The organism is Arenimonas sp. (assembly GCF_044348765.1).
Taxonomy (GTDB): Bacteria; Pseudomonadota; Gammaproteobacteria; order Xanthomonadales; family Xanthomonadaceae; genus Arenimonas.
This window is the reverse complement of sequence record NZ_JBIKSE010000042.1, coordinates 1-12,891: the sequence shown is the minus strand read 5'-3', so window position 1 is coordinate 12,891 and position 12,891 is coordinate 1. Positions and strand designations below refer to the sequence as shown.

14 protein-coding genes and 1 pseudogene are annotated in these 12,891 nt (G+C 59.5%); 8 read left to right on the top strand and 7 right to left on the bottom strand.

What is annotated here, in order from left to right:
• The coding region (locus ACIQ0Q_RS07325; protein ID WP_395772286.1) for an ankyrin repeat domain-containing protein at positions 1 to 1,526 on the bottom strand (1,526 nt) is incomplete at its 3' end.
• On the bottom strand, positions 1,519 to 1,788 hold the full coding sequence (locus tag ACIQ0Q_RS07320) for a YcgL domain-containing protein (protein WP_395772285.1): 270 nt from the start codon (positions 1,786 to 1,788) through the stop codon (positions 1,519 to 1,521). The genes ACIQ0Q_RS07320 and ACIQ0Q_RS07325, both read right to left, overlap by 8 nt.
• A gap of 101 nt (positions 1,789 to 1,889) precedes the next feature.
• On the opposite strand from ACIQ0Q_RS07320, the gene ACIQ0Q_RS07315 reads away from it, so the two are divergent.
• Positions 1,890 to 4,229, top strand: coding sequence for a prolyl oligopeptidase family serine peptidase (locus ACIQ0Q_RS07315; RefSeq protein ID WP_395772284.1), 2,340 nt, complete (start codon positions 1,890 to 1,892; stop codon positions 4,227 to 4,229).
• Between the two features lie 49 nt (positions 4,230 to 4,278).
• On the opposite strand, the gene ACIQ0Q_RS07310 is transcribed toward ACIQ0Q_RS07315, so the two are convergent.
• Positions 4,279 to 5,187 (bottom strand): pteridine-dependent deoxygenase, encoded by a 909-nt coding sequence (locus ACIQ0Q_RS07310; protein WP_395772283.1) that lies wholly within the window; start codon positions 5,185 to 5,187, stop codon positions 4,279 to 4,281.
• 52 nt (positions 5,188 to 5,239) lie between these two features.
• Here ACIQ0Q_RS07310 and hemF point away from each other — a divergent pair, with 52 nt between their 5' ends.
• Positions 5,240 to 6,142, top strand: coding sequence for an oxygen-dependent coproporphyrinogen oxidase (hemF, locus tag ACIQ0Q_RS07305; protein WP_395772282.1), 903 nt, complete (start codon positions 5,240 to 5,242; stop codon positions 6,140 to 6,142).
• 54 nt (positions 6,143 to 6,196) lie between these two features.
• On the opposite strand, the gene glnK is transcribed toward hemF, so the two are convergent.
• A complete protein-coding gene (gene glnK / locus ACIQ0Q_RS07300; RefSeq protein ID WP_395769722.1) occupies positions 6,197 to 6,535 on the bottom strand; it encodes a P-II family nitrogen regulator in 339 nt (112 codons plus the stop codon).
• Between the two features lie 161 nt (positions 6,536 to 6,696).
• On the opposite strand from glnK, the gene ACIQ0Q_RS07295 reads away from it, so the two are divergent.
• Genes ACIQ0Q_RS07295 through ACIQ0Q_RS07275 form a run of 5 tightly spaced genes read left to right on the top strand, consistent with a single transcriptional unit; the run spans position 6,697 to position 9,640 of the window.
• Positions 6,697 to 6,960, top strand: coding sequence for an accessory factor UbiK family protein (locus tag ACIQ0Q_RS07295; protein ID WP_297802530.1), 264 nt, complete (start codon positions 6,697 to 6,699; stop codon positions 6,958 to 6,960).
• A 21-nt stretch (positions 6,961 to 6,981) separates the two neighbouring features.
• A complete protein-coding gene (locus ACIQ0Q_RS07290; protein WP_395772281.1) occupies positions 6,982 to 8,505 on the top strand; it encodes a YifB family Mg chelatase-like AAA ATPase in 1,524 nt (507 codons plus the stop codon).
• Positions 8,506 to 8,557: 52 nt separating this feature from the next.
• Positions 8,558 to 8,878 (top strand): ArsR/SmtB family transcription factor, encoded by a 321-nt coding sequence (locus ACIQ0Q_RS07285; protein WP_395772280.1) that lies wholly within the window; start codon positions 8,558 to 8,560, stop codon positions 8,876 to 8,878.
• 52 nt (positions 8,879 to 8,930) lie between these two features.
• Positions 8,931 to 9,245: a rhodanese-like domain-containing protein gene (locus ACIQ0Q_RS07280; RefSeq protein ID WP_395772279.1), complete on the top strand. Its 315-nt coding sequence runs from the start codon at positions 8,931 to 8,933 to the stop codon at positions 9,243 to 9,245.
• The gene (locus ACIQ0Q_RS07275; protein ID WP_395772278.1) at positions 9,245 to 9,640 is read left to right on the top strand and encodes a GFA family protein; all 396 of its coding nucleotides are present in this window, start codon (positions 9,245 to 9,247) and stop codon (positions 9,638 to 9,640) included. The genes ACIQ0Q_RS07280 and ACIQ0Q_RS07275 overlap by 1 nt, the downstream gene beginning before the upstream one ends.
• Positions 9,641 to 9,715: 75 nt before the next feature.
• On the opposite strand, the gene ACIQ0Q_RS07270 is transcribed toward ACIQ0Q_RS07275, so the two are convergent.
• Together ACIQ0Q_RS07270 and ACIQ0Q_RS07265 are read right to left on the bottom strand one after the other, a co-directional pair.
• On the bottom strand, positions 9,716 to 10,324 hold the full coding sequence (locus ACIQ0Q_RS07270; protein ID WP_395772288.1) for an OmpA family protein: 609 nt from the start codon (positions 10,322 to 10,324) through the stop codon (positions 9,716 to 9,718).
• A 211-nt stretch (positions 10,325 to 10,535) separates the two neighbouring features.
• Positions 10,536 to 10,693: pseudogene (locus ACIQ0Q_RS07265) on the bottom strand (isocitrate lyase); the annotation flags it as partial.
• A gap of 142 nt (positions 10,694 to 10,835) precedes the next feature.
• Here ACIQ0Q_RS07265 and ACIQ0Q_RS07260 point away from each other — a divergent pair.
• The gene (locus ACIQ0Q_RS07260) at positions 10,836 to 11,810 is read left to right on the top strand and encodes a LysR family transcriptional regulator (protein ID WP_395772277.1); all 975 of its coding nucleotides are present in this window, start codon (positions 10,836 to 10,838) and stop codon (positions 11,808 to 11,810) included.
• A 3-nt stretch (positions 11,811 to 11,813) separates the two neighbouring features.
• Here the strand turns inward: ACIQ0Q_RS07260 and ACIQ0Q_RS07255 are convergent, their stop codons facing one another.
• Positions 11,814 to 12,821 (bottom strand): patatin-like phospholipase family protein, encoded by a 1,008-nt coding sequence (locus tag ACIQ0Q_RS07255; protein WP_395772287.1) that lies wholly within the window; start codon positions 12,819 to 12,821, stop codon positions 11,814 to 11,816.
• Positions 12,822 to 12,891: the final 70 nt, after the last annotated feature.

Genomic DNA, 12,891 nt, shown 5'->3' with positions numbered 1-12,891 from the left:
CTGCTGCGACGCTCAGGCAGAGGCGCCTCACTGAAATGTTCCGGCAAGGCATAGGCCGGATCGATGCAGGCTACTGCCGACCAACGCCCGTTGGCCAGAGCGTAATCGAGCGCGCTGCGGCCCTGTGTATCTACCGCGGCACGCGACAGTTTCGGCTGAGCCAATAGCCGCTTGAGGACCTCGACCTCTCCGGCTTGTGCGGCCAGCATATAAGCGCTGATACCGGCATCGTCCTGGGCATTGACCTGAGCACCGAGCTCCAGAAGCGCTGAAACCACTTCGGTCAGACCGGCCTGTGCGGCCACCATCAACGGCGTCATCTGCTGAGCATTGCGCACATCCACCTTGGCTTTGTGTTTGTGGAGCAGGCGTATGCCGATTTCATCATCCTCGGCGCCGGCAGCGGCAATCATCACCGGAACGGCTCCGGCCGGCTCGATTTTGGCTTTGCGTTCCAGCATATAACGAGCAACACGCCAATTGGCCGCCTGACAAGCCAAAGCCAACGGCGTGTATCCGTCCCTGTTGACGGCTTCGATATCGGCACCGGCGTCTAACAACAGAGCAGCGACGGCGGCATCGGTGCTGCGCATGGCATGATGAAGGGGCGTGTTGCCATCGGAATCGGTGACATCGGTTCGGGCACCGTTGGTTAGCAGCATGGTGACCGCTTCCGAGCGGCCATGCCAACTGTCACGGGTGGCACTGAGCAATGGGTTCAGTCCGGCATGGAACGCATTCACATCCACACCGCTGCCAATCAATGCCCGCATCAGACGCAGATCGCTGAGGGTGCCGGCAATCATCATCAGGCTGCGCTGGTCCTTGGCGCCGGCCGTCGGCAACTGATGCGGATTGGCACCAGCGTCGAGCGCCTGCAATGCCGCATCGACCTGGCCGTTATGCACCGCCTGCAACAAAGCGATATCCGGGTCCAGCGATGGTACCGGTGACTTTGCAGTGACGGGAATCGCCGCCATTGCCGATTCGCCGGCCAAAACTGCTTTCGGTAAAGGGATCTTGACGGTCACTGCATGCCAAAGCAGCGCGAGCACGCCATAGCCAAGTAACCACAGACTGAAGGCCTTTAACCAGAACGCCCAGCCGGCTGCAGTCAATAACGCCGGCATGGCCAAGAGCAGCAGCACCAAACCAGCCAATGCCGAACGCCAGAATGCAAATTGTGGATGACTGGGCTCGAAGGTCGGCCAGCCCTGCCGATAGTCCTGCTGCCACTGCGCCCAATTCGGCCAGATCCGCTGCAGCCCCAGTACCACCATGCCGGACGCAACTGATAAAGCCAAAGCCGACAACACGCTCTGGGTCTGCTGTACCGCCTGTATCGGCCAGATCAGCAACAGGGCCAGACCGCACTGCAAGAACAACCACGCACCGGCAATATGAGCGATTGATTTCAGCATCGGCAGAAAGTGCCATTGCTTCGGATGCATACCGGCCTTCAGCAGTTCCACCATGACCGCATGAAACACGGCCAATTTCAGCGCCAAGATACCGAATTCAACCATCGCCGACGCCTCCTGCAACCAGAGGATCCAATACGCTTGGCGGAAACTGCAGGTGAAATCCATGGGTGTGGAGATTGGCTTGCAACACGCCGGCATCAACACGCGCCAAGCGGCGACCGGCGGTCAGTTCGAACTCAAGCACGAACTGCCAGGGTTGCAATGGCGCGCCGACGGTTTCAGGCAGGGAGGCGAAAGCATCGGCTTTCGGCAAATACAGGTAGGTATCCGGTTTGCGCAGGGATTTGTAGACGAAAACGGGCATACACGGTCCAAGGCCTTTGCCACATTGTCCTCTACAACGCGCTTTCAGGAAAGCCCTTTATTATTTGGTACGCTATGGGAGTTTTCATTGAGGAGTACCGCATGTCCGCCCGCCGTCTGTTGTCCGTTTCCGCCGTCTTGTTCTGCGCCGCCGTTTCCGCGCAGACGCCGATCACGCTTGACCAGGCCATGGCTCATCCGGACTGGATCGGCACGCCGGTCGAACAGGCGTGGTGGTCGGCCGATTCAAGCAACGTGTTCTACCGCCAAAAACTGGCCGGCAGTCCGGTGCGCGCCACCTACCGCGTGGACGCGGATGGCGCCAGCCAACGTGTTGAAAATACGGGCTGGGCACAGCTCGACGAAGCCCAGCAGAGTTTCGACCGCAGCCGCCAGCGCGCACTGTTCGTGCGCCAGGGCGACGTGTTCCTGCGTCAGCTCGGCAACAACAGCCTGGTGCAGATCACCAAGAGCGCCGAAGCCGAATCCAATCCGGTATTCGGCAGCGACGGCAGCGTCCTGTTTCAGCGCGGCAACGACTGGTTCACCGCGCGCAACGGACTGATCGAACCGGTACTGCAGCTGAAGACGGAAAATGATCCGAAGAAAACGCTGCCAATCAGCGCCGCAAACGCGCATGAACTCCGCCTGATCGCCACCCTGGCCCGGCAGAAAGCCGAACGCGAGGCCCTGAACAAGGACCGCGATGAGCGTCGTGCCGGTGACGGCAGCGGCGCGATGCCGGCCACCTATCTCGGCAACAAGCTCGATATTTCCGGAAGTTCGCTGTCCCCGGATGGTCGCTATGCCCTGGTGACTACCACCGAAAAGGGCGCCGACGAAGGCCAGACCGGCAAGATGCCGAAATACGTGACCGACAGCGGCTTCGAGGAATTCGAGAACGTACGTACGCGGGTCGGCCGCAATATGCCGCTGGCACAGAAACTCTGGCTGGTCGATGTGCGCGCGCAGTCGGTGCGCGAACTCGATTTTTCAAGCCTTTCCGGTATCGCCACCGATCCGCTGGCGGACCTGCGCAAGGCGCAGAAACGCGATCCGCTGAAAGGCAACCGTGCGGTGCGCATGGAGGCACCGGCGGTGTGGAGTGCCGACGGGACTCAGGTCGCAGTGATGGTGCGTACCATCGACAACAAGGACCGCTGGCTGGCTGGCATCGATTTCGCCAGCGGTAAACTCAGCGTCCGCCACCGCCTGACCGACCCGGCCTGGATCAACTGGAGCTTCAACGAATTCGGCTTCCTGCCCGACAACCGCTTCTGGTTTCTGTCTGAACAAAGCGGCTACAGCCATCTGTATGTGGGTGAAGGAAAGGCCGCGAAAATGCTGACTTCCGGCAACTACGAAGCCAGCAGCGTGCAGTGGAATGCCCAGGGCAGCCAGGCCTACTTCCTGTGCAACCGCCGCTGGCCGGGCGATTACGAAGTCTGCCGCGTCAACCGTGACGGTAGCGATCTGCGCGAAGTGACGGCGCTTGATGGCGTCGAGGACTTCAGCCTGTCGCCGGACGGCAAACGTCTGGCCGTGCGCTACTCGGGCAGCTACCTGCCGGTACAACTGGCGGTGGTAGATGCCGGAAACGGCGAGACCCGGAAACTGACCGACACCCGCAGCGGCGAATTCAAAGCACGCGAATGGATTGAACCGGAATACGTGCAGGTACCGTCCAAACACGGTGCCGGAGTGATCTGGGCCAAACTGTACCGCCCGAAAAACGCCGAGGCCGGAAAAAAATATCCGATCGCGATGTTCGTGCACGGCGCCGGTTATCTGCAGAACGTGAGCGCACGTTACCCGGTGTATTTCCGCGAGCAGATGTTCCACAACCTGCTGGTACAACAGGGCTACGTCGTGCTCGACATGGACTACCGCGCCTCGGAAGGTTATGGCCGCGACTGGCGTACCGCCATCTACCGGCAGATGGGCCACCCGGAGCTGGAGGATTATCTCGACGGTGTCGATTACATGGTCGCCAATCATCAGGGCGACCGGGCCAATGTCGGCATTTACGGCGGCAGCTATGGCGGCTTCATGAGCTTCATGGCGCTGTTCCGGGCCCCGGAGGCCTTCAAGGCCGGCGCCGCACTGCGTCCGGTCACCGACTGGACCAGTTACAACCACGAATACACGTCCAACATCCTGAATACGCCGGACATCGATCCCGAAGCCTACCGGAAATCCTCGCCGATCGAATACGTGCAGAACCTGAAAGGCGCACTACTGATCAGCCACGGCATGATGGACGACAATGTGTTCTATCAGGATTCGGTGCGGCTGTCGCAGCGTCTGATCGAAATGAAAAAGCACAACTGGACGATGGCCTCCTACCCGCTCGAACGCCACGGCTACGTGCAGCCGGAAAGCTGGTACGACCAGTACCGGCGGATCTACGAACTGTTCGAAACCAATCTGAAAACAAAATGAGAAAAGGCGCCGCAGGGCGCCTTTTCTTTACATCGCCTCACCCACTTTTTTAATCCACATTCATCGTCAGATTGCTGGCGAACACACCTTCCAGCTCGACCGCGAGTTCGCGTCGGCAGACCTCGCCATGCAGATACACGATGTTCTGCGGCGGCAGGCCGCTGGCCTCGAACACCGTGCGCACCGCATGCAGGTGCTGCGGATCACGGATGTAGACACGCAAGGCCCGGCACCGGCCGAAGGTAAAGGGCACGCCGCCGTGTTTTTCGCCTTCGTCGAGCAGGGCGCGCAGATTGCGTAGGCTTTCACGGCATTGTTCGGCAACATCACCGACATGCACCGAAGCATGGCCGACGATGCTGGCGGTGCCGGAGGCGAGCAGCAGGGGATATTCGCTGCCGACATCAAGCAGAGCGCCGCGCGAAAATCCTGGTGAGACCTTGCCGTACTGGCGCGGATACTGCCAGGCTGGAGTCTGCCGCGGATTTTCCAGGGCGGTGGCCGGACGCTTGGCACACAGGGCGATCACATGCAGGCCGTCGCTGCAGGCAGCGCCGATGGCGGTGGCGGCCGGCGGCGGATTGTTGAATTCGGCATCGACCGCCTGCGCCCGGCCAACGCAGAACTGTCGGTAGCGTTCGGCGTCTTCATCGCCGAGGTTGATATCGCCGAAATAATTCCAGATGCGGATGAGGAACGGATGCGCTGAACTGCGGACTTGGCTCAGCAGTTCGGCATAGGCCGCGCGAGTGTCCGATACCAGGTCGCCGGTTTCTTGCACATGCATCGCGTTGAAGGCGTAATCCGGGCCCATGTACCAGCATTCGGCCGCGGCGTTTCCGGCCAAGTAGGTGCAGGGCAAGCCGCCCTTGCCGCGGAAGCGGAACGGCATGGCCTGGGCGCAGTCGTCACTGAAATGGATATCGGGCAGAGTAATCGGCAAGCTCATCGTGTTCATTATAAGCCTACGGGCGCGGTATCATGGACGCAGACAATTTCCGGTCCGCGCCATGAACCCTTTCGACACCGTCAGCCATTATTTACAGTCCTTGCAGGACCGCATCTGTGCCGCCCTGGAAACCAGCGACGGCCAAGGCCGTTTTGCCGAAGACCACTGGCAGCGGCCCGAAGGCGGCGGCGGTCGCTCGCGGGTGCTGAAAGCCGGCGCAGTATTCGAACAGGCCGGCGTCGGCTATTCGGAAGTGTCCGGCAATACCCTGCCCGCTTCGGCCACCGCACACCGCCCGGAACTGACCGGCGCACCGTGGAAAGCCGTCGGCGTGTCGCTGGTCATCCATCCCGAAAATCCGTACGTACCGAGCTCGCACGCCAATGTGCGTTTCTTCCAGGCCACGCCCGAAGGCCGTGAACCGATCTGGTGGTTCGGTGGCGGTTTCGATTTGACTCCGTTCTATCCGTTCGATAACGATGTTCGCCACTGGCATACGGTAGCGCGTGATTTGTGTGCACCCTTCGGCCCGAGTCGTTATGCCGAGCACAAGGCCTGGTGCGATAAATACTTTTTCCTGAAACACCGTAATGAAACGCGCGGCGTCGGCGGCCTGTTCTTCGACGACTTGAATGCCGATGGCTTCGAAAAAAGTTTCGATTATCTGCGTGCTGTTGGTGACGGTTTCATCGATGCCTACATTCCGATTGTGGATCGTCGCAAAAAAACTCCATATGGAGAACGTGAGCGCGAATTTCAGCTGTACCGGCGCGGTCGCTATGTGGAATTCAACCTAGTATGGGACCGCGGCACCTTGTTCGGCCTGCAAAGCGGTGGCCGTACCGAAAGTATTTTGATGAGCCTGCCGCCGCGCGTGCGTTTCGAATATCAATACACGCCGGAAGCGGGAAGTGCCGAGGCGAAACTCAATGAGTATTTGGTGGCGAGGGATTGGTTTGATTAATCCCCCTGCGCTTCATGCCTGCCCCCTTTTTAAAAAGGGGGATTGAGGAGGGGGTTACAACGCATCTCCATCAAGCTCACCGGTACGGATGCGCACCACGCGTTCGAGTTCGTACACGAAGATCTTGCCGTCGCCGATCTTGCCGCTGTTGGCCGAAGACTGGATAGCTTCCACCACGCGCTCGAGCTGGTCGGAGGCGACCGCCACTTCCAGTTTGATTTTGGGCAGGAAATCGACTACATATTCGGCGCCGCGGTATAGCTCGGTGTGGCCTTTTTGGCGCCCGAAACCCTTTACTTCTGTGACCGTCACACCGGTCACGCCGACCTCGCTGAGCGCTTCTCGCACGTCGTCGAGTTTGAACGGCTTGATGATAGCCATCACCATTTTCATAGGAATCTCCCGATTTATCCTCAGCATAGCGAAAATCCCGCGAAACCGGTGGGCTTTCCCACCGAATTATAGGAAAATGTCGAGGCGTTTCGGCAGAACGGATGACAGACCCGCCCGGGTCCGGCCGGCACACTGAGCGAAACCCACACGGAGCACCTGCCATGATCGACCTCGCCGCCATTGATGATTTGGCCCGCCGCCTCAGCAACCTGGTGCCACCCGGCATGCAGCAGGCCCGGGAAGATCTTGAACAGAACATCAAGGCCACGCTGCAGATGAGTCTGTCGAAACTCGACCTGGTCACCCGCGAGGAATTCGACGTGCAGCGTGCGGTGCTCTTGCGCACCCGCGAAAAGATGGACGCGCTGGAACGTACCATCGAACAACTCGAAGCCCGCCTGCGTTCGCAGGACGCCGCCGAATAACCTATCCCCACGGGGGTTGTCATGTCTCTTGCACTGGTCCACAGCCGGGCTAAATCCGGCGTGCAGGCCCCGGCTGTGCGCGTGGAAGTCTATCTCGCGGCCGGATTGCCCATTCTCAATATGGTCGGCCTGCCAGAAGCGGCAGTGCGTGAAAGTCGCGACCGCGTCCGGGCCGCTATTTCCTGCGCGCAGCTCGAATTTCCCAACCGGCGCATCACGGTCAATCTGGCACCGGCCGATCTGCCGAAAGACGGCGGCCGTTTCGATCTGCCGCTCGCGCTCGGCATTCTCGCCGCCAACGGTGCCATCGAGCCGCAGGCGCTGAATGATTACGAATTCATCGGTGAACTGGCACTCACTGGCGAACTGCGGGCCATCGACGGCGTCTTGCCGGCCGCACTCGCCGCTAAACAGGCCGGTCGCCGAATGATTGTGCCGCTCGGTAATGCCGCCGAAGCGGGACTGGCGCGTGCCAAACACCTCTATACCGCACGTACATTGATGGATGTGGTGCATCATCTGCGCGGTGAACGCACGCTGCCCATTGCAGATGCAGGTCTTGATTTCATAGACGCCCCAATGCCGGACATGGCCGATGTGCGCGGCCAGCACAGTGCGCGCCGGGCCATGGAAATCGCCGCGGCCGGCGGTCACCACATGCTGCTGATCGGCTCACCCGGCTGCGGTAAAACGCTATTGGCTTCACGCCTGCCCGGCATCCTGCCGCCGGCCTCGGACGAAGAGGCGATCGAGAACGCTGCGATTGCTTCGGTGTCCGGTCGCGGCCTGGATCTGACCCGCTTCCGGCAACGTCCATTCCGCAGCCCCCACCATACCTCAAGTGCGGTTGCTCTGGCCGGCGGCGGGACCCAACCCAAGCCCGGTGAAATCTCGCTGGCCCATCACGGCGTGTTGTTCCTTGATGAATTGGCCGAGTGGGACCGTAAAAGTCTGGAGGTACTACGACAGCCGCTGGAATCCGGCACGGTCAGCATCTCACGTGCCGCGACCAGTGCGGATTTTCCAGCCCGCTTCCAATTGGTCGCGGCCATGAATCCCTGCCCCTGCGGTTGGTTCGGTGATAGTTCCGGGCGCTGCCGCTGCAGCCCGGACGCCATCGAACGTTATCGTGGAAAACTTTCCGGCCCCTTGCTGGATCGCATCGATATCCATCTGGCCATGACGCGGCTCAATCACGAAGAGCTCCATCTGAACGCACCGCTGGGCGAGCCCAGTGCCGCCATCCGCAGGCGGGTGATTGCGGCACGAGCCGTGCAAATACAGCGCAGCGGTGGCTGCAATGCACATCTGTCCCAGGCTGATTTGAAAATGCATTGCCAGCTGGATATCGGCAACCAGGAACTGCTCGACAAAGCCATGAACGCACTCCAGCTCTCGGCACGCGCCACCTACCGGATTCTGCGGGTGGCCCGCACCATTGCCGATCTCGCAGGCAGTGCCTCCATCGGAACTCCGCACTTGGCCGAAGCCATCCAATACCGGCAGCTCGACCGGGCATTAGCTGTTCCAAAGCGGCGCTTGTGAAGTGAGCTTCCATCCGGATGGCAATTCGCTTTATTCCGGCTAAAATGATCTTATGAAGAAGAATTCTTCCCCTTTTGCCGTCGATGCCATGGTCGCTCAATCTGCAGAAGCTGCCGATTTGTTGAAAGCCATCGCTAACGCGCAGCGTCTGCGGATCCTATGCATATTAATTGAGGGTGAGTTAAATGTATCGCAGCTGAATCAGCGACTGGCGCTAAGCCAGTCCGCACTCTCGCAACATCTGGCGATCCTGCGTGAAAAAAATCTGGTCAGTTGCCGGAAAAATGCGCAGACTGTCATTTACCGCGTTGCCCAAGGGCCGGTTACCGCCATTATCGAAACCCTTCACGATCTGTACTGTCTGCCCAAATAACTACACTACTAGGACATTACATGGTTCTGAATTTTTCAAAAGGATATTCACGATGCCACAATCCATCTCGGTGAAAGAAGCCGCTGAACGCCATCAGAACGGTACCACACTAGTCGATGTGCGGGAGACCGATGAGTTCGAAGCGGTGTCGGTACCCGGGGCCGTCAATGTGCCGCTGTCACTGATCCAGAAATCCGGCAAAAAATCCTTCGTCAACACCGGAGTAGATCCGGACATGGATGGTCTGCTTGTTATCTGCCGCAGCGGCGGCCGAAGCGCGGCAGCCTGCCAGCAGCTGGGTAGACACGCCATCAATGTCGACGGTGGCATGCTGGCCTGGGTCGCGGCCGGATTGCCGACCTGCTGATGCCTCGCGTACACGGTACCTGTCTCTGCGGTGCGCTGACGTTTTCGGCTGCTTTGCCCACGCTGTGGGTCGCACATTGCCATTGCACGCTTTGCCAGAAAAACGCCGGCGCTGCGTTCGTCACCTGGGCCGGATTTTCCGAAGCAGATGTCATCATCGGCGATGATGCGGACGTCTTGCGCTGGTTCAGCGCTACAGAAAACGCCTTCCGTGGTTTCTGCGAAAACTGCGGGTCAACGGTTTTTTTCAAATCCGAGCGCTGGCCAGGAGAGTTGCACATTACGGCAGTCAATTTCACCGAAGCACTCGACCGTGAGCCACAGGCGCATGTGAATTGGGACACGCATCAGCCCTGGCTGCATCTGGCCGATGGATTGCCTCATCAGGCGGCATGAAAAAAGGGATGGCTGGAGCCATCCCTTTTCGAAACTCCGGACTGCCTTATTACGCGATAAAACTCACCCCGTCGCTTACTGGGAAATCGGCACCAAGGTGATTTCCACTCGGCGGTTATTGGCACGACCGGCTTCGGTATCGTTGGTATCGACCGGCTGGGCTTCGCCCCGGCCCGACACCACTAGGCGTTGCACGGCGACGCCGTGTGACTGCAGATAGCCTGCGACACTGCGGGCGCGGCGCTCAGACAGCGCCTGGTTAGCGGCATCACTGCCGACGCTGTCGGTATAGCCGACGACATTGACCGTAGTCTGGCTGTATTCGCTCAGGGTCGTGGCGACCTTGTCGAGTACTGGATAGAACTGCGCATTCACATCCGAGCTGTTGAAGCCGAAAGTGATGCCGCTGGGCATGTCGAGCGTGATGTTATTGCCTTCTCGGACGACGTCGACGCCGGTTCCTTGCAACTGCTTGCGCAGCGCGGCTTCCTGCTTGTCCTGATAATGACCGACGCCAGCACCGACACCGGCACCGATGGCGGCACCGACCATGGCATGCTGGCGGCGCTCGGTGGCGCTGTCACCGGTCAGCAGACCGGCCGCGGTACCGATGGCGGCACCAATGGCGGCTTTTTGTTTGGCCTTGGCATTCGGATCATCGGGACTGGTGGCACAGCCAGCCATAAAGGCGACCAATGACGCTGTGAAGATCAAACGGATGGTTTTCATAATGAGTTCCTCGATAACGGATGATGGGCTGCATGATCAGCGCGCCCTGTCGCGCGAATCCTGAAATCATTGAATCAGATATCGGAAATGCGTGTGTAAATATTTGCTTATAAGAGCACGAATCAGCGATCTTGCTGCCACTGACCCCTCCGGTTATTTCAGCGGCTCATGCCGAGTGCATGAACTGTTCTTGTTCGGTCAAGCCATTCAAGGCCGGGCTGAACTGGTTCCGGCTTGCAGTGTCTGGGTCACCGTATCGAAATAGCCGGTGCCGACTTCGTGCTGCTGCAGCTCCGCAAAAGCAGACATCTGAAGGCGGATGTAGCTCGATCGGCCGATGGAATTCTCAAAGTCGGCCCTGCTCGGGCACCACAGATCGTAAGTCCGCAACTAATAATTGACAAATACAATAGTTTTATAAATAATATTAATATATATTATAGTTATTGAAAATTAGTCGGAAATCATGACGAAAGCACCGAAGAAAAAAGCCCAGCCACGGTTTTATTACAAGGGCGACCGCCTGAAGCCCCTGCGCGCCTTCTGCCAGACCGCCCGCCTGGGCTCGGTGTCGCGTGCGGCGGAATCCCTCTTTCTCAGCCAACCCGCCGTCACCCTGCAATTGCAGGCCCTGGAGCGCGAATTCGGCACCCGCCTGTTCGAACGCTTTGGCCGGCGCTGGACTCTGACCCAGGAAGGTAGCGCCCTGTATGATCTGGCGCGCCCGCTGGTGGAGGGCCTAGACCGAATCGACAAGGACTTTCACGAAAAAGTGGGCAATCAGGAAACGGCGGAGTTGCATATTGCCGCCGGGAGTTCGACGATTTTGTACCTTCTTCCTGAAATTGTGTCTAAATTCAGGGAAAAACACCCTAAAGTGCAGTTATTTCTCCATAACGTGACAGGACAGGACGGTCTCGGATTGCTTCGCAATGACGGCTGCGACCTGGCCGTCGGATCCGTCCTGGACGTCCCCGGGGATCTGATATACACCCCGGCCTACAGCTTCGACCCGATGCTGATCATGGCCAAAGACCACCCTTTGGCCAAAAAAGACAACATCAAACTGGCCGACCTGTCGCCTTACGGCCTAATTCTTCCGCCCAAGCGTTTGAGCACCTGGCGCTTGGTGGATCTGGTGTTCCAGAAAAACCGTGTGCCCTATACCGTGGCGCTGGAGGTGGGCGGCTGGGAGGTGATTAAGCAATACGTGGCCATGGGCCTGGGCATTTCCATCGTCACCGGCATCTGCCTCAATGCCCAGGACCAGGAGCGCCTGGTGGCGCGCAACATGAAAGAATATTTTCCCTCACGCAGCTATGGCGTGGTCATGCGTAAGGGCAAGTTATTGTCATCGGCAGCGCAGGCGTTTGCGGAGCTGGTCAAGCCAGGCACGATTCCAACCCGCGGCCATTTCGAAACCGGGCGTTCGGAATACTGAGTTTTATTTTGCCGGCGAACAGTTCGGCTCACGCCCGAGCATTTTTTCGAGAGCACTTTGTGGCTCACAAGCCGGTGTAGGTGCCGGCTTCGGGCGCTTGGCTTCCTGCGCCGCCAATTGTGTTTTCTGCCATTCGGCGATGCGGGCGCGGATCTGTGGCAATGCCGCCTGCGCCGCGCGCTCGCCTTCCAAAATGGCCTGATGCCGTTGTTCGAACTCCGCCGGCCCGATGGCGGACACGCGTGGCCGAATGATGATTTCCGCACGCGCGAGTTCCTGCTCACCCAGTTTCTGGCCCATGATCGCCACTGATTGGTTGACGATGCCGAGCATGCCATCCGGCGCCTCGCCACTGGCTTTGCTGGAGATATCGACAGCAATCACCAGATCGGCACCGAGCTGGCGTGCGGCATCCACCGGCACCGGACTCACCACGCCGCCATCGACATAGGTTTTGCCGCCGATCCTGACCGGTTCGAACACCCCGGGAATGCTGCTGGAGGCACGCACGGCCTGGCCGGCATTGCCGCGGTTGAACACCGTACGCTGGCCGGTTTCCAATTGTGTCGCCACCGCCGCGAAGGGTTTCGGAAAGCGCTCAATCGGCTTGCCGCCGGTCTGGCCATTCACGTAATCCTGCAGCTTCTGGCCTTTGACCACGCCCCCGGAAAACAGGCTGACATCGCGGATCTGTGATTCATCAAGCGCCACCGCGCGTTGTTGCAGGCGGTAGGGATCCATGCCACTGGCATACAGCACCCCGACCACGCTACCAGCACTCGTACCGGCTACTAGCGTCGGCGTGATGTCATTGGCCTCCAGCATCTTGATCACGCCGATGTGGGCAAAGCCCTTGGCGGCGCCACCGCCGAGGGCGAGCCCGATGCGGATTTTCGGCAAAGCTGCCGGCTTCGGTGCGGTGACTACCGTGGTCAACACGGTCTTGGGTGGCGGCGTGCTGCTGCAGGCAGCCAGCAGCGCCAAGGACAGAAAGAAGACGAATCGGGACATGCGCCGGAGTGTAGCATGCAGGCGAGCGACGGCATTTCCCCAAGCGGTCGGCACCGGCGTAAAATACAGC